The sequence below is a fragment of the Saccharopolyspora galaxeae genome (genome assembly GCF_016526145.1).
Lineage (GTDB): Bacteria > Actinomycetota > Actinomycetes > Mycobacteriales > Pseudonocardiaceae > Saccharopolyspora_C > Saccharopolyspora_C galaxeae.
This window is the reverse complement of record NZ_JADDUE010000019.1, coordinates 40,068-56,274: the sequence shown is the minus strand read 5'-3', so window position 1 is coordinate 56,274 and position 16,207 is coordinate 40,068. Positions and strand designations below refer to the sequence as shown.

Sequence of the window (16,207 nt, the reverse complement as noted above, 5' to 3'; positions counted from 1 at the left end):
CTCTGGCGGTCTGGAACGTGCACTACAACTACCATCGGCCACACACTGCCGCCGGAGATCAGCCACCAGCATCCCGGCTCTCCACCGGCGTCACCAACGTCATGGCCTCATACAACTAGCCGGCGGGGTGAGCCCGGATAATCTGATGACAGGGTTTCGGCGGCGCGGTTACGGTCTCATTCATGCACCTGTTCTTTTTGTGACTGCACAGCGTCCGTGTTGACGCGCGCCGACTACGCGGTCGGCGCTTGCGTCCACGGCACGTCTCCACGTCCTCGGCCGCTCGATGCAGCGGCTCCCTTATCGGCTTGGAGTGAGTCAAGGTGCTGAAGAACCGCCGCGCGCACATCGCGTTCATGGCCGTGCCCGCGCACGGCCACGTGAACCCGGGACTGGGGCTGGTGACCGAGCTGGTGGCCCGCGGCCACCGGGTCACATATGCCACGACCACCGATTTCGCCCCGCAGATCGCGGAAGCCGGGGCCGAGGTAGTGCTGTACGAGTCGACGCTGCCCGCCGCGTCGACCCAGCAGGAATGGCCGGATGACCAGGCAGCCGCGGTGCTGCTGTTCGTCGAAGAGATGATCTCGGTGCATCCGCAGCTCGCCGCGAGCTACGACGCGGACCGCCCGGACCTGGTCATCTACGACATCGGTGCGTTGCAAGCGCCGGTGCTGGCCGAGCAGTGGGGCGTTCCTGCGCTGTGCCTGTCGCCCACGCACGTCGCGTTCGAGGGCTTCGAGGAGCAGTTCGGCTGGGAGGAAACTCCCGCCATGCGAGCGGTCTGGGAACGAGCCGACACGTTCTTCGCGGACGAGGGCGTGGACATGAGGTTCCGGACGATGAGCCCGCAGCGCTGCGTCGTGACGATTCCGCGCTCGTTCCAGTACTGCGGCGAATCGGTCGGCGACGAATACACCTTCGTCGGCCCGATGCTCACCGAGCGGGCGTTCCAGGGGCATTGGGAAGCGCCGGACGACCGGCCGGTGCTGTTGATCTCGATGGGCTCCGCCTACACCGACCAACCCGAGTTCTACCGCAGCTGCCTGGCCGCGTTCGGCGAGCTGGCTTGGCGGGTGGTGCTGACCATCGGCAAGGTCGTCGAACCGGCCGATCTCGGCCCGATCCCGGCGAACGTGGAAGTGCACCGGTGGGTGCCGCAGCTCAGCGTGCTGTCGCAAGCCGCGGCGTTCATCACGCACGCCGGGATGGGCGGCACGACGGAGGGGATGTACCACGGCGTCCCGATGATCGCGGTGCCGCAAGCCGCGGACCAGTTCGCCAACGCCGCACGGCTCGCCGAACTCGGGCTGGGCGTGCACCTGCCGAGCGCTGATGCCACGCCCGAAGCACTGCGCAAAGCGTTGGAGCAGGTGACCGGTGATCCGGCGATCGCTTCCCGGCTGCGCGCGGTGCGCGACGAGATCCGGGAAGCCGGCGGGGTGCGCCGGGCCGCCGATGTCGCCGAGCAGCAGCTGCGCTGACCGCATGGGCGGTGGGATCACCGGAAAAACCGGTATCCCGCCGCCGCGTTTTCGTGAACACTGCGGCGACATGCGGAAACCGAACGAGCAGCTGCACCACGACGGGGTGGACCTGCGCCGGTGGCGTCTGGAGGACGCCGCCGTGGCTTTCCGGGTGGTGACCGAGTCGCTGGACCACTTGGCGCCGTGGATGCCGTGGGCGAGCACGGACTACGACCTGAAGACGGCCACGGACTTCGTCAGCAGCAGCCGCAGCGATTGGGAGCAGGGCAAGGCGTTCGACTACGCGGTGCTCGGACCGGGCTCGGACGTGATCGGTTCGGCCAGCCTGATGGCGCGGATCGGCCCAGGCGGGCTGGAGATCGGCTACTGGCTGCACCGCGATCACGTGGGCCGCGGCATCGTGCGGCGGGCGGCGCGGGCGCTGGTGGACGAGGCCTTCCGGATCGGCGCCGACCACGTCGAGATCGTGCACGACGAGGCCAACCTGCGCAGTCGCGCCGTCCCGGAAGCGCTCGGGTTCACCCAGGTCGACCGCCGCGACGCGACCGATCCGCCAGCGCCGGCCTGCACCGGTGTTCAGCTGGTGTGGCGCCTGGCGGCATCGGAGGCCGTGCAGCGCAGCTCGTGAGCCGGTCACCACCAACGCCGTGGCCTTGAGAATTCACAGGACAGCAGGTTTCCAGTGCGAAACACGAGACCGGTGAGTCGACGGATCCGCTGCTTGCGCAGATCATTTCCGCAACGTCCGGAAGCCCTGTTTCCGGGATCGACTGAAGTGCCACAGCGCCAGGTGGTGAAGCTGCTGGCGGTCGCCGCGGTGCGAATGATACGGATGGCGGAGATCCCGGAATCCCGTGTAGGGGAGTCCGGGATCACTTGTCCTATTTCATCGCTGTGCGCTCAGGGTCAGTCCTGCTGGTCCCACCACTCGGCCCACAGTACCCACGCATTGGGGTCGTCTTGTTGCTGCAGCTGAGGTCTTATTGCGTCGGAAACGCACTCCGCTGAACGCAAAAACGGCGGCGTGCTCGCGTCGCCGCCGGAAAGCAGCAGGGCGCGAGCACGCCGCCGGAATTCGCCGCGTCCGTCCGGGGCACTCGGCCGGACGCGGCGAACGTTTTCAGTGGAACCGGATCATTCGACCCAGCCGAACGTCTTGGTGACGGCCTTCTGCCACTGGTGGTACTCGGCGGCGCGCCGGTCCTCGGCCATCAGCGGGTCCCACTGCCGGTCCTTGGCCCAGTTCGAGCGGATGTCCTCTTCGCCGCTCCAGAAGCCGACCGCGAGCCCGGCGGCGTAGGCCGCGCCGAGCGCGGTGGTCTCGCTGACCGTCGGCCGGATCACCGGGACCCCGAGGATGTCGGCCTGGAACTGCATGAGCAGTTCGTTGCCGACCATGCCGCCGTCCACCTTCAGCGACTTCAGCGGTACCCCGGAGTCGGCGTTCATCGCGTCGATGACCTCGCGGGTCTGGAACGCGGTCGCCTCCAGTACCGCCCGCGCCAGGTGCCCGCGGTTGACGAACCGGGTGAGCCCGACGATCGCGCCGCGCGCGTCGGAGCGCCAGTGCGGTGCGAACAGCCCCGAGAACGCGGGCACGAAGTACGCGCCGCCGTTGTCGTCCACGGTCCGCGCGATCTGCTCGATCTCCGGCGAGCTGCCGATCAGCCCGAGGTTGTCCCGCAGCCACTGCACCAGCGACCCGGTGACCGCGATGGAACCTTCCAGGCAGTACACCGTGTCCTTGGAGCCGATCTTGTAGCCGACCGTGGTGAGCAGCCCGTTCTCGCTGAGCACCCGCTCGGTCCCGGTGTTGAGCAGCAGGAAGTTGCCGGTGCCGTAGGTGTTCTTGGCCTCGCCGGGCGACAGGCACGCCTGGCCGAACGTGGCCGCCTGCTGGTCCCCGAGGATGCCGGCGATCGGCAGGCCGCCGAACACGCCGCGTTCCCGGAAGTGCCCGTAGACCTCGGAGGACGAGCGGATCTCCGGCAGCATCGACATCGGCACGCCGAGCTGGCGGCAGATCTCCGGGTCCCACTCCAGCTTCTCCAGGTCCATCAGCAGGGTCCGGGAAGCGTTGGTCGGGTCGGTGACGTGCAGCCCGCCGTCCGGGCCGCCGGTGCTGTTCCACAGCACCCAGGTGTCCATGTTGCCGAACAGCAGCTCACCGTTCTCCGCGCGGGCGCGCACGCCGTCGACGTTGTCCAGGATCCAGCGGATCTTGGTGCCGGAGAAGTACGGCGACAGGGTCAGCCCGGTCTGCTGGTGGAACCGGTCCTGCCCGCCGTCGGCGGCGAGTTCGCTGACGATGGAGTCGGTGCGGGTGTCCTGCCAGACGATCGCGTTGTAGACGGGTTTGCCGGTGGCCTTGTCCCACACGACCGTCGTCTCGCGCTGGTTGGTGATGCCCACCGCGGCGATCTCGGAGTTGACCAGGTCGGCCTTGGCCAGCGCCCCCGCGCACACCTGCCGGGTGTTGCTCCAGATCTCCTCGGGATCGTGCTCGACCCAGCCCGCCTTCGGGAAGATCTGCCGGTGTTCGACCTGGTCGACGGCCACCGTCCGGCCGGAGTGGTCGAAGATCATGCAGCGGGTGGAGGTGGTGCCCTGGTCGATCGCGGCGACGTAGGAGGCCATGGTGTCGTCCTTTTCGGAGGTTTCCTGCGGGTTCGCGCGTGGCGGGGGTCAGTGTCACCCGGGGAACGTGCCGCGGGCATGGCAGCCCGGCGGGCCCGCGGTCGGCGGTACCGCCCGCCTACGGGCGTGGCGGTACCGCGCGCCCGCCGGCTCGCTCACGTGGCCGGCAGCACCGAGGCCAGCGCCCCGGCCAGCACGCCACCGATGATCGGCCCGGCGATCGGGATCCACGAGTAGCCCCAGTCCGCGGAGCCCTTCCCGCGGATCGGCAGCAGCGCGTAGGCGATCCGCGGGCCGAGGTCGCGGGCCGGGTTGATGGCGTACCCGGTGGGGCCGCCGAGCGACGCCCCGATGCTGATGACGATGAAGGCGACCGCCGCGTAACCCAGCGCGTCGTTGCCGAACTCCATCGATCCGTCCGGGCCGCGCTCCGAGCCGGGGGTCTGGATGATCCACAACACCAGCACGAAGGTGCCGATGATCTCGGTGACCAGGTTCCACGGCGCGTTGCGCACGGTCGGAGCGGTGTAGAAGATGCCGCCGGTCTGGGCAGGCTCGTCGTGGGTGTCGAACTGGAGCTTGTAGGCGGCCCAGCACAGCACGGCGCCGAGGACGCCGCCGGCGATCTGCGCGACGATGTAGGTGGGCACCTGTGACCAGGGCACTTGACCGTCCACCGCGAGCCCTAACGTCACCGCCGGGTTGATGTGCGCGTCGGTGGGCGCGGCGATGCTGGCGCCCGCGAAGACCGCGAAGCCCCAGCCGAAGTTCACCAGCAGCCATCCGCCGCTGTTCCCGAGCGTCCGGCGCAGCGTCACGTTCGCGACCACACCGCACCCGAGCAGGGTGAGCATGGCCGTGCCCAGCAACTCCCACAGGAAGATCTCGCCGAGGTTCATTCCGATCCCCTCAATCGCGGCGCCGTCGGCGCGGTCGAGTGCAGCTCATGTCCGAGGTGGGTACCGGGGAGGCCCCGGGTGATCGGCTCGAACGGCCCGCGCTTGCGAGCGGTCGACGGGTGCGCATCGGCGCGTCGGCCTCCTCCGTTGGAGCTGCTCCGGCGCTCGGACCGCGCCGGAGAACACGGTCACATTAGACTTGTGAAAACAAACATTGCAATAGGTTCAGGATGGTGTTTTTATCGAATAAGACGGTGTAGCTGCGGTCGGCTCCGTCCGTGCCGAGAGGCGCGGGGCCAGCCGACGGGCTCGGCAAGGAGGATGGGCACCCGATGCAGGAAGTCCCCGCTGGGGATACGGCGGTGAGGGGGACATCGATGTCCGCGACATCCGGCAGGCGCCCGTCCGGCAAGCAGCAGGACCGGCGGCGGCGCATCACCGAGCTGGTGATGGCCGAAGGGACGCTGCGCATCGACGACCTGGTGGCCACCGTGGGCGCCAGCGCGATGACCGTGTACCGCGACTTGGCGGACCTCGAATCCCAGGGACTGGTGCACCGCAACCGCGGCTACGTCTCCGCGGCCTCCTCGCTGCTGTACGAGGCGGCTTCGGAATACCGGATGCAGCAGAACGAGGCGGAGAAGCACGAGCTGGCCGGTGCCGCCGCGGAACTCGTCGAACCCGGGCAGGCTCTGGTGCTCGACGACTCCACCACCGGCGTCTACCTGGCGCGGAAGCTGCCGGAGCGGACTCCGCTGACCGTGGTGACCAACCACCGCGGCGTGTTCGGCGAACTGGCCGGGCAGCAGGGCGTGCACCTGATCTCGATCGGCGGCGACTACTTGCCGTGGGCGGACGCCTTCGTCGGCGGCATGGCGCTGGACGCGCTGCGCGGCCTGCGCGTCGACCAGGCGATCATGTCGGTCTCCGCGGTCACCGACGGCATCTGCTGCTACCCGCAGCAGGAGATGGTGCAGCTCAAGAAGGCCATGCTCGCCGCGGCCAGCCGGCGAGTGCTCTACGTCGACCACACCAAGTTCCGCAGGCGCGCGCTGCACGCGGTCGCGCCAGCGGAGGACTTCGACATCGTGATCGTCGACTCGCACACGCGCGAAGCGGACATCGAGGTGCTGCGCGAGCGCGGCGCCACCGTCCGGCGCACCGCGGAGATCGGCGCGAACACGGCGAAAGAGGACCCGCAACCGGGTCCGACCAGCAACGGCGCGGCAGGCGTGCAGGACGCAGGCCGGGCATGATGACCATCGCTGGACGTGCCGAGCGGGCGCGGGTCGGCGGTGATCGCGATTCGAGCGAGGAGGACGCCTGGTGTCCCACGACGACAAATCATCCGCGAACGCCGGCGCGAGCGAGGCGACGCGCGCGTCCGAGGCTGCCGGGGGCAGGCTCGGCCCGTCCGATCGGGAACGCAACTGGCAGCGGCTGAGCTCCGAGGACTTCGACGTCGTCGTGATCGGCGGCGGCGTCACCGGCGCGGGCACCGCGCTGGACGCGGCGACCCGCGGGCTGCGGGTCGCGCTGGTGGAGGCCCGCGATCTGGCCGCGGGCACCTCCAGCCGGTCCAGCAAGCTGTTCCACGGCGGGCTGCGCTACCTGGAGCAGCTGGAGTTCTCGCTGGTCCGGGAGGCGCTGCGGGAGCGCGAGCTGATGCTGACCAGGATCGCTCCGCACCTGGTCAAGCCGGTCCCGTTCCTGTACCCGCTGAGCCACCGCGTGTGGGAGCGCCCGTACACCGCGGCCGGTCTGCTGATGTACGACACGATGGGCGGCGCGCGTTCGGTGCCCGGGCAGAAGCACCTCAGCAGGGCCGGTGCGCTGCGGATGGTCCCGGCGCTGAAGCGCAACGCGCTGGTCGGTGGCATCCGCTACTACGACGCCCAGTCCGACGACGCGCGGCACACCATGACCGTCGCGCGCACCGCCGCCCGCTACGGCGCGGTCGTGTCCACTTCCACCCAGGTCAGCGGCTTCCTCCAGGAAGCCGACCGGGTCGCGGGGGTGCGCCTGACCGACACCGAGACCGGCGAGGAGACCGAGGTCCGCGCGCAGGCCGTGATCAACGCGACCGGGGTGTGGACCGACGAGCTGCAGCGGCTCTCCGGCAGCCGCGGCCGGTTCCGGGTCCGGGCCAGCAAGGGCGTGCACATCGTCGTCCCGCGGGACCGGATCGTCTCGGAGTCCGGGCTGATCCTGCGCACCGAGACTTCGGTGCTGTTCGTGGTGCCGTGGGGCAGCCACTGGATCGTCGGCACCACCGACACCGACTGGAACCTGGACCTGGCGCACCCGGCGGCGACCAAGAAGGACATCGACTACATCCTCGAACACGTCAACACCGTGCTGGCCACGCCGTTGAAGCACGAGGACATCGAGGGCGTGTACGCGGGCCTGCGGCCGCTGCTGGCGGGGGAGAGCGACGAGAGCTCGAAGCTCTCCCGCGAGCACGCCGTCGCCCGGGTAGCGCCGGGTCTGGTGGCGATCGCCGGCGGCAAGTACACGACCTACCGGGTCATGGCGGCTGACGCGGTCGACGCGATCGGGCCGGACCTGTCCGGGCGGATCGCGCCGTCGATCACCGACCGGGTGCCGCTGCTCGGCGCGGACGGCTACCACGCGCTGGTCAACCAGGCCGATCAGATCGCCGCCGCGCACGGGGTGCACCCGTACCGCATCCGGCACCTGCTGGACCGCTACGGCTCGCAGGTGCACGAGGTGCTGGCGCCGTCGATCGAGAACCCGGAGCTGCTCAAGCCGATTCCGGCCGCGCAGAACTACCTCAAGGCCGAGGTGGTCTACGCGTGCACGCACGAGGGCGCGCTGCACCTGGAGGACGTGCTGACCCGGCGCACGCGGATCAGCATCGAGACCCCGCACCGCGGCGTGGAGTCGGCCGAGCCGGTCGCCCGGTTGATGGCCGAGGTGCTCGGCTGGGACGAGCAGCGGATCGCGCGCGAGATCGAGGTGTACACGGCGCGGGTCGAGGCCGAGCGGGATTCGCAGACCCAGCCGGACGACCAGGCTGCGGACGCCAAGCGTTCGGCGGCGCCGGAAGCCCGGCCGGACCTCACCGAACCGATCGCCTGAGCCGCGGTTCGGGAGCAGCTGCGCAGCGGTGCCGGTCGCGTACCCGGTCATCGCTGCGCGGTCGACCCGAAGGCGCGAGATCGAAGTGAGCGGACCGTTCGTCCCCAGCAGGGGCGAGCGGTCCCTTTCGCGTGCACGCCGGGTCACGCCGAAAGCGATGGCCATTTGCGCGGTCGAAGGCTTATGGCCCGAAACCGTCCGCGTGGCCGGTGAGCTCGCCGCGCAGCTCTTCGACCAGCGCGATCATCCGCCGGTCGTCGGCGGGGGCGATGGTGCTCCACGGGTCGCCGGACGGGGAGTCCCGGCGCAGCTGCGCGTAGCGGCCGTGCGGGGTGTCGAAGAAGGCGACCACCCGCTCGGCCCGCACCCGCCTGCCGGTCCCGTCCCGCGCCGCGGCGCCGAACTGCCCGCGCGATCCGGCTCCGCGGACCATCGCGGTCAGGTCCTCCGCGTCGTCGGCGCGCACGCCCCTGCGGCGCAGCTCCTGCTCCAGCGCTTCGACGTCGCCGCCGGTCTCGGCCGCCGCCGCGTCGAGGTCGGCGCTGCGCACCGCGACGGAACGTCCCGGGCCGGCCTGCGCCGGGGGCAGCACCGAAACCGCCTCCCGCGCGACGGCGGTCGCCGCCGCGCGCCGCACGCGCAACGCATCGCCGTCCTTGGTGACCAGCACGCCGTCCTCACCGCGGGCGCCGGCGAACACGCGCACGCTGCGGCCGCACCACAACCGTCCGTCCACTTCGGACGTCGGGTGGTCGAGCAGGCGCAGCAGCCGGGCGAGTCCCCGGTTCAGCTCGCCGCCGCCAGCCAGGTTCCGGTCGGCCAGTCCGCGCCACACCGAATCGACCAGCTCGGCCCGTTCGCGGTGGGTGCGGCCCGGCGAGTGCACCCGCAGCACCAGCGGAACCGCCGCCACGCCAAGGTGTTCGGTGAGCACGTCGAACTCCAGGGCCGACAGCTCGCTGCCCGGTGCTCCGGTCGTCAACCCGGATCCCCGCCGATCACGGGACGGGACAGGGTCTGCTGCTCGTCGAAGAATCCGCCGGGGTTGCCGAACTGCTCGGTGACCTTCCGGTCGACTTGGTCGTCGTCGCGCCGTCGGGACCGGGAACTCCCGGTGTGCCCGCCGCCCTTGTGCTGATCGGTGCGCGATCCGCCGCGGCCCGATCCGCCGCGCCCGGACTGCCTGCCGCTCGGCGCCGACGCGGACCCCGGGACGCCGGGCGGCGCGATCGCGGCGTTGTGCCAGCTGATCGTGATGCCTTGCTGCCCCGGTCCCTTCGCCGCGCCCGGTGCCGCCGCCGGGCCGTCCACCACGACCTGCGGCGGCGGCGTGAACGAGGCCAGCGAGGTGGTGTTGGCCTGCGTGGCGCCCTCGTAGGTGCGCATCACCTCGAACGCGCGCTGCTCGGCCGCGTCGCGCCGGGCCTCCTGCACCTCGTAGTCGGTCTGCCCGCCGAACAGGTGCACCAGGCCGGTCACGGCCGAACCCGGGTCTTCCGAGGTCACCCGCGTCGGCTGCGGCATGTCCGCGCGCGCCTTGCCGACGAATGCGGCCTGCTGCTCGGCGCGGTCGCGCATCACCTCGGCGGCGGCCTGCGCCTCGGCGGCCCAGTCGCCGAGCGGGCGCAACCCGCCGCGGGCGCTGTCCGCCGCGTCGCCTTCCCAACCGGCCATAGCCGAGTTCAGCGCCGCGGCGATACCGCCGTCGATCTCGCCGAGAGCGCGGGTCAGCTCGCTCCAGCGCCGCACCGAGTCGGTCGAGCCGTCCGCACCCGGACCCTGGTTGATCTGCTCGTAGAGCTCCTCGTGGCGGTAGCCCTGCCAGCGGTGCTCGCTCATCTGCGGCCTCCCGTCCGAGGCGGCCTGCGGGCGGGGAGCATCTCAGCACCCACCGGTGAGCCGGGCCGCGTTGGTCTCGTCGATGTCCACGTAGTTCTGGTTCGCCAGCCGCAGCGACTCCGCGGCCGACTGCAGCTGGTCGCGGTAGCCGCACAGCGCGGTCAGCGCGTCCTGGTCACCGCCGACCGAGCGGAGGTTGAACTGCTCGGCCGCGGTGCTGCTGACCGGATCACCCGCCCACGGGCGGATGCGCAGTTCGGTGATGGCGTGCTCGATCTGCACGCCCACCGCGTCCAGCGAGGACTGCAAGGCACTCACGAGGTTCGGAATGGCGCTGGGCTCGACCCGCATGGAACCGCCGGCGCCTCCCGGCGCCGGAACATCCGGCGAGCCGTCCCCTGAATGCAGCGGCACGGGTTGTTCCCTCCCACGGGTAAAACGTCCGCGCTCACTCTAATCACCAACCATCACCGTGGGGAGTGCTCCAAACGCGGTGAGTATCAACACTGCGGATCTTCCGGAGCTGGTGCTGCGTCGGCCGGTGCCGGTTGTTCAGGCGGCTGCGCCGGAGCAGAAGGACTGCAGCGCACACCGAACAGAAGAGCCGCTGAGCGGCGGCGTGCGGCGTGGCTCAGTCCGTCGGCCGCGGCGTGGTCGGTGCTTGCGAAGTGGTCGCTTCCCCGGACGACGATTCCGAGGTGGAGGTCTCCTCGGAGGTCGGCGGTGCGGGATCGGCGAGCGAGGCCACCGCGTTCTCGGCGACCCGCTGCGCCCCCGCGCAAAGCGCGTCCAGCGGCGGCGCCGGCTGGCCGCCGTCGTCGCGGTAGAGCACGTCCAAGTGCTGCCCCGCGGCGACGTCGACCGCGACGTTGCAGGCCATGTCCAGGTCCGGGGTCTTGATGACCAGCGCCGGGAAGCCGCCCAGCACCACGGGAGTCGCCTGCACCTGCGCGGTGTCGTCGGTCCACACGTCCATGGACTCGGTGGTGATCAGCGACAGCCGCGCGCCGACCTTCGCCGTGGTGTTGCGGAAGCTGCAAGTGGGCGCGTCGCCGAAACCGGCCTCGGCGTCGGCCAGCGGTTCGCGGTCGAAGCCCAGCTGCCCGCGCTGCTGTTCGGTGAGCAGGTCGCACGGGTCCACGCCGGCCATGTTCATCTCGAACGGCCGCGGCGGCAGCGGGGCCGGGGCGCTGGTGGTCGGCGGTGCGGGCGGCGGCGGTGGGGGAGCTGTCGTTTCCGCGGTGTTCTCCGAGCGCAGCAGGCCACAACCGGAAACGGTGAGCATTCCCGCGGCGACCACACCGCCCCACTGCGCGGCCGTGCGCGCCCGTCGAGTCGGGGTCCGCGAGCTGTGCATGGCACTCACCGTAACCAACGCGCCGTCGGCTCCGGGTGAACTTGCGCCACGCGCGAGTCGTCAGCGGCGCATCAGCAGGACGAGCGCGGCGGCCGCGGCCGCCAGCGGCAGCAGCAGGATCGGCTTGAGCACCCCCACGACGCAGACCAGCAGCAGCACGATGCCCAGCGGGATGCGGCCGACCGGACGGCGGCGACGCGGCTCGGGTGCCTGCGCGTGCGGCGGCGAAACCATGTTCGGCAGGTCGGCGAACAGGGCCCGCAGGTCGGACTGGAAGCGGGCCGCGGCGGCGTCGGCGCAGCGCTGGTCGTACTCGCCGACGTCCAGCCGCCCCGCGGTCAGGTGCTCGCCCAGCGCCTTGATCGCGGTTTCCCGTTCGGCATCGCCCACCCGAAGGTTCCGTCCGCTGCCCACACCGCCATCGTAGGCGGCGTCGCGCGCAGCCGGAGAACTCCGCGACACCGATTTTTCCCGCTGTTCGCCAGGCCCTAGGCCTCGGCGCCCGAAGGGCTGCGGGACAGCAGCGGCGGCTCGCTCGGGGAGTTCAGCACCTCGTCGTCGATCAGTCTTTCGCCGCGTGCCACGACCGCGGGCACCACGATCTGCCCGGCCACGTTGGTCATCGTGCGCATCATGTCCATGATCGGGTCGACGGCGTAGGCGATGGCGATGCCGGTGGCCACCACCTCGGGCGGGAAGCCGAGCGCGCTCAGCGTCAGCGTCAGCATGGTGAACCAGCCGGTGACCCCGGCCGTGGCGATGGCGCCGAACACCGCGACCAGCACGATCGTCAGGTACTGCACCGGGCCGAGGTGGATGTTGAACAGGTTCGCGATGAAGATCGACCCGACCGCCGGGTAGACGGCTGCGCAGCCGTCCATCTTGGTGGTCGTGGCCAGCGGAACCGCGAAGTTCGCGTAGGAACCGCGCACGCCCAGGTTCTCCGCGGTCTGCCTGCTCAGCGGCAGGGTGGCGCTGGACGAGCGGGACACGAAGGCGAACTGCAGCACCGTCCACGCCTTCGCGAAGAAGGTCCGGGGACTGATGTGCGCGACGAACCGCAGCAGCACCGGGTAGACCACGAACAGCACGAGCGCGCAGCCCAGGTACGTCGCCCCGATCAGCTTCAGCAGCGGGGCGAAGAACTCGTTGCCGTAGGTGGCCACCGCGTTGCCGATCAACCCGAGCGTGCCCAGCGGCGCGAGCAGGATGATCCAGCCCAGCACCCGCTGGATCACCTCGAACAGCGAGCGGTTGAACTCGACGAACGGCTTCGCGCGGTCGCCGAGGCTGTAGGCGGCCGCACCGATGATCAGCGCGACGAACACCACCTGCAGCGTCTGCCCGTCGGCGAACGCGCTGACCAGGTTCTCCGGCACCAGCCCGGTGAGCAGGTCCAGCCAGGACCCCTGGGTCTTCTGCCCGATGGCGGAGAGCCGCTCCGGGTCGGGTTCCAGCACCAGGCCCTGGCCCGGCTGCACGAACCTGCCCACGGCCAGCCCGATGACCACCGCGATCAGCGAGGTGATCGCGAACCACATCGCGGTCTTGCCGCCGAGCCGGGCGGCTAGCTTGCCGCCGCCGACGCTGCGGAGGCTGTCGATGCCCACCACGATCGCGGTGAAGATCAACGGCAGCACGGTGAACGTGAGCAGCTTGGTGAACGTGGACCCGACGGTGTCCATCGCGGTGATCAGCCATTGCGCGCCGGTGCTCTTCGCGATCCAGCCGAGCACGGCGCCGAGCACGAGTGATGCGACGACCGCGACGGCGAACGCTCGCGGGTTGAAGCGCGGTCGCCTCTTCGGCGCGGGAGTGGTGGACACAGGGGTCTCCTGAGCGGACGTGCGGCGGAGATCGCCGCGGGGGATTCCGGGAGGGCGGCTGATCGGCGGGTCGCGCGGATCAGGCCGGGACCGCTCGCGAGGGGAACGGCCGGGCGCGGACGGTCAGCGACAGACGCTGCTGGCCTGCCGTCGCAGATCGACGTGCAGCCGAGAGGTCAGATGCCGGTGATTTCCCATCGCGGACAGTTGTAACCCGGTCGAGCGCCCACGCCATCCCGCGGTAACCGAATTGTGCTCACGTTCACCCGTGCGCACACCGATGGTCACGCGGTCCCGGACGTCCAGAGGTCGGTCACGCGGACGCCGACCTCGGCGAGCAGCCCGCGAGTCAGCGGCAGGCTGATGCCGATCACGCTGGACGGATCGCCGTCGATCCCTTCGACGAACCAGCCGCCCAGGCCGTCGAGGGTGAACCCGCCCGCGACCCGCAGCGGCTCACCGCTGGCGAGGTAGGCGTCCAGCTCCGCCTCGGTGGGTTCGGCGAAGCGCACCGCGGTCGTGCGGTGCGCCTGGGCGCGGGCGACGACTTCGCCGCCGCGCAGCTTGAGCACGGCGTGACCGGTGAGCAGCTCGCCGGTGCCGCCCGCCATCTGCCGCCAGCGCTTGGCCGCGACCTCCGGATCGTGCGGTTTGCCGACGACCTCGCCGTGCATCGACAGCATCGAATCGCAGCCGACGACCACCGCGTCCTGCTCGCCTGCGCGGACCGCTTCGGCCTTGGCCGCTGCCAGCGCGGTGACCAGCTCGGCGGGTTCCGGATCGACCAGCGCGGCGGCGACGGCGTCCTCGTCCACCCCGGAGACCCGCACGACCGGTTCGATCCCGGCGGCGCGCAGCACGGACAGGCGGGCGGGGGAGGCGGAGGCCAGCACGAAACGCACGGCCCGACTCTAGAGGGTGGTTCGGGTGCGGTTCGCGCAGCTCCCGGACCGGAGCCATCGAGTGGTGACGGGGACCGTAGCCCGGCCCATTGGGGCCGAGGAGTCCATCGGCACCGGTCGGGTGGTGCGCGTGCGTGTCGGTTTCGGTGTGGATGGGAGGTGAGCGATGGGGGCCGTCGCTCGGCCTATCGCGGCGACGGAGTCCTTCACTCCGGGATGTCGCCGTTGATGCGGGGTGTCGGGCGGGATGGGGTGCGGTCCGGCCGCACGGTCGGGGCGCTGCTGGGCTGCTCCGCCAGGCCGGCCGCGGTCGCGGCCGCGGGGCCGCCGACGACCGGCACCGACACCGAGGTGCCCGCCAGCCCGAGATCGACCCGTCCGGGCTGCTCGGGAGGCTGGATCGTGGATCCGTCGGTGCCCGCGACGATCAACCCGAGCCGGTGCCCCGCAGGCACGACGTGATCGGTGGTGCCCAGCCGGAACGTCATCTCGTACGGATTCCCCGGCTGCAACGGGGTCTCCTGCGACAGCGATTCGTGGTTGGCCAGGTCGGCCCAGCCGCGCGCCACGATCTGGTAGTCCACATCGGACTTCGTGGCTTCGGTGTCCCGGTAGCAGGCGTCGTCACCGGGGCGGTTCGCGCCCCAGCAGGACTCGGTGTCCAGGGTGCGGATGCCCTCACCCGGTCCCAGCGCGTCGCGGGTGGTCGCCGGGCCGTAGTCGACCAGCATCGCCGACAGGTGCGCGCTGGAGGTGCCCGGCGTCGCGCGCACCGACACCGATCCGGTGCCCGCGACCCGCATGTCCTGCTGCAACGGCGCTGAGGTGAACAGCGTCCGGTTCGCCGCGGGCTGATCCGGATGCTCGGCCCAGTCGTACTCGGTGCTGTGTCCGTCGTCGGTGAACGACTCCTGGCCGTCCGCGGGCGCGACGCCGAGCCCGCCCAGTCCCGGGGACTCGCCGGGAGCCGGGTGCAGCGTGGTCGGCGCGGCGGTCTCGCCGGACCAGCCGGGTTCGTCGGACCACTCGTCCGGGGCGCGTTCGATGCTCGCGGCCGGTTCGTGCTCGACGCCGTTGTCCGCGCCCTTGAGGTAGTGGTCGAACCAGCGGTGCAGCGTGTCGACCCACTCCGCGCGGCGGAAGTCGAACGGGTCGACGTGGCCGGTCTGGCTCAGCCACACCTTCCGCGGCACGTCGTGCGCGGCCAGCGCGTCCCACCATTGCCCGAACTGGATCGTCTTGACGTTGAGGTCGCCCAGCCCGTGCACGGCGAACACGCTGGCCCGGACTTCGCCCGCGTCCGGTGCGTAGTCGCGCTGCCGCCACATCGGCGTCGTGTCGCCGTTGGCCGGTGCGCCTTCGTCGAGCCGCTGCTTGACCGGGCCGCAGTCCGGTCGGCCACCGCCCTCCTCGACGCTCTCGGCGAGCCCTCGCGGGTCGGTTCCGAAGCTGACGCCGTCCGAGCGGTAGTAGTCGTACCAGGAGCTGATCGCCCCGATCGGCACGATCGTGCGCAGGCCCTCCACACCGGTCGCGGCGACGCCGTTGGCGATCGTGCCGTCGTAGGACTTGCCGATCATGCCGGTGTCGCCGGTGGACCAGCCGGCGTCCGCCTCGGCGCCGCCGGTGGGGCGCTGGTAAGCCTTCGCGCGCCCGTTGAGCCAGTCGATGACGGCTTTCGCCGAGGTCACGTCGGACTCGCCGCCGACGTCCACGCAGCCTTCGGAGCGGTTCGTGCCCGCCAGGTCCACCAGCACCGTCGCGTAGCCGCGCGGCACGAAGTAGTTGTCGTAGAACAGCGGGAAACCCTGCGGGCGGCCCTGCTCGTCGTAGGTCTTGCGCTCGTCCTCGTTGCCGCGGCCGCAGCAGGAGTAGTAGGGGCTCGCATCCATGATCACCGGGACCGGCCGGTCCGTCGGCGGGCGGACGATGTCGGCGGCCACCCGGTCGGTCGCGCCGTCGCCGTCGTTGTCGAGGCCGGTGTCCACCCACACCGTTTCGCGCACCGGCTCCGGTTGGGCCGGGGCGGCCGGTGCTGCGACCGCGGGTGTCGCGGTGAGCAGCAGCAGGGCTGGGCACAGCAGCGCGCGCAGCACGCCCCGCCGTTTCGACTTTTCCGGCACGGCCACCTCCGATGATCTTCCGGCAGGTTAAGCGC

At 71.0% G+C, this 16,207-nt stretch carries 15 protein-coding genes and 1 pseudogene; 5 read left to right on the top strand and 11 right to left on the bottom strand.

What is annotated here, in order from left to right:
* The 3 genes and pseudogenes from INP57_RS28335 to INP57_RS28325 all read left to right on the top strand — a co-directional run.
* Positions 1-119 (top strand): annotated as a pseudogene (locus INP57_RS28335) (IS481 family transposase); the annotation flags it as partial.
* Between the two features lie 237 nt (positions 120-356).
* On the top strand, positions 357-1,484 hold the full coding sequence (locus tag INP57_RS28330) for a macrolide family glycosyltransferase (protein WP_200073438.1): 1,128 nt from the start codon (positions 357-359) through the stop codon (positions 1,482-1,484).
* Positions 1,485-1,554: 70 nt separating this feature from the next.
* Positions 1,555-2,115, top strand: a complete 561-nt coding sequence (locus tag INP57_RS28325) for a GNAT family N-acetyltransferase (protein ID WP_200073430.1) — start codon at positions 1,555-1,557, stop codon at positions 2,113-2,115.
* Between the two features lie 506 nt (positions 2,116-2,621).
* Here the strand turns inward: INP57_RS28325 and glpK are convergent.
* Entirely contained in the window at positions 2,622-4,124 is a 1,503-nt protein-coding gene (gene glpK, locus INP57_RS28320) for a glycerol kinase GlpK (RefSeq protein ID WP_200073429.1), read from the bottom strand.
* Between the two features lie 155 nt (positions 4,125-4,279).
* On the bottom strand, positions 4,280-5,023 hold the full coding sequence (locus INP57_RS28315; protein ID WP_200073428.1) for an MIP/aquaporin family protein: 744 nt from the start codon (positions 5,021-5,023) through the stop codon (positions 4,280-4,282).
* A 377-nt stretch (positions 5,024-5,400) separates the two neighbouring features.
* Between INP57_RS28315 and INP57_RS28310 the strand changes: the two genes are divergently transcribed.
* Both INP57_RS28310 and INP57_RS28305 read left to right on the top strand, forming a co-directional pair.
* The gene (locus tag INP57_RS28310; RefSeq protein ID WP_233628530.1) at positions 5,401-6,279 is read left to right on the top strand and encodes a DeoR/GlpR family DNA-binding transcription regulator; all 879 of its coding nucleotides are present in this window, start codon (positions 5,401-5,403) and stop codon (positions 6,277-6,279) included.
* A 184-nt stretch (positions 6,280-6,463) separates the two neighbouring features.
* Positions 6,464-8,125 carry a glycerol-3-phosphate dehydrogenase/oxidase gene (locus INP57_RS28305; protein WP_233628574.1) on the top strand — a complete coding sequence of 554 codons (1,662 nt, stop codon included), beginning with the start codon at positions 6,464-6,466 and terminating at the stop codon, positions 8,123-8,125.
* Positions 8,126-8,306: 181 nt separating this feature from the next.
* Here INP57_RS28305 and INP57_RS28300 read toward each other — a convergent pair whose 3' ends face one another.
* The 9 genes from INP57_RS28300 to INP57_RS28265 all read right to left on the bottom strand — a co-directional run bounded on the left by INP57_RS28300 (position 8,307) and on the right by INP57_RS28265 (position 16,172).
* Entirely contained in the window at positions 8,307-9,107 is an 801-nt protein-coding gene (locus tag INP57_RS28300) for an ESX secretion-associated protein EspG (protein WP_200073426.1), read from the bottom strand.
* Positions 9,104-9,964, bottom strand: coding sequence for a PPE domain-containing protein (locus INP57_RS28295; RefSeq protein WP_200073425.1), 861 nt, complete (start codon positions 9,962-9,964; stop codon positions 9,104-9,106). Before INP57_RS28295 ends, INP57_RS28300 begins: the two co-directional genes overlap by 4 nt.
* 42 nt (positions 9,965-10,006) lie before the next feature.
* A complete protein-coding gene (locus tag INP57_RS28290; protein WP_233628529.1) occupies positions 10,007-10,282 on the bottom strand; it encodes a hypothetical protein in 276 nt (91 codons plus the stop codon).
* A 313-nt stretch (positions 10,283-10,595) separates the two neighbouring features.
* Positions 10,596-11,321 (bottom strand): DUF3558 domain-containing protein, encoded by a 726-nt coding sequence (locus INP57_RS28285; protein ID WP_200073423.1) that lies wholly within the window; start codon positions 11,319-11,321, stop codon positions 10,596-10,598.
* A gap of 60 nt (positions 11,322-11,381) precedes the next feature.
* Entirely contained in the window at positions 11,382-11,735 is a 354-nt protein-coding gene (locus tag INP57_RS28280; RefSeq protein WP_200073422.1) for a DUF1707 SHOCT-like domain-containing protein, read from the bottom strand.
* 74 nt (positions 11,736-11,809) lie between these two features.
* The gene (locus INP57_RS28275) at positions 11,810-13,147 is read right to left on the bottom strand and encodes a dicarboxylate/amino acid:cation symporter (RefSeq protein WP_200073421.1); all 1,338 of its coding nucleotides are present in this window, start codon (positions 13,145-13,147) and stop codon (positions 11,810-11,812) included.
* 123 nt (positions 13,148-13,270) lie between these two features.
* Positions 13,271-13,345, bottom strand: coding sequence for a putative leader peptide (locus tag INP57_RS30615; RefSeq protein ID WP_367268954.1), 75 nt, complete (start codon positions 13,343-13,345; stop codon positions 13,271-13,273).
* An 86-nt stretch (positions 13,346-13,431) separates the two neighbouring features.
* On the bottom strand, positions 13,432-14,049 hold the full coding sequence (locus INP57_RS28270) for a Maf family protein (protein WP_200073420.1): 618 nt from the start codon (positions 14,047-14,049) through the stop codon (positions 13,432-13,434).
* A gap of 206 nt (positions 14,050-14,255) precedes the next feature.
* Positions 14,256-16,172 (bottom strand): Xaa-Pro dipeptidyl-peptidase, encoded by a 1,917-nt coding sequence (locus tag INP57_RS28265; protein ID WP_374220987.1) that lies wholly within the window; start codon positions 16,170-16,172, stop codon positions 14,256-14,258.
* Between the last annotated feature and the right edge of the window lie 35 nt (positions 16,173-16,207).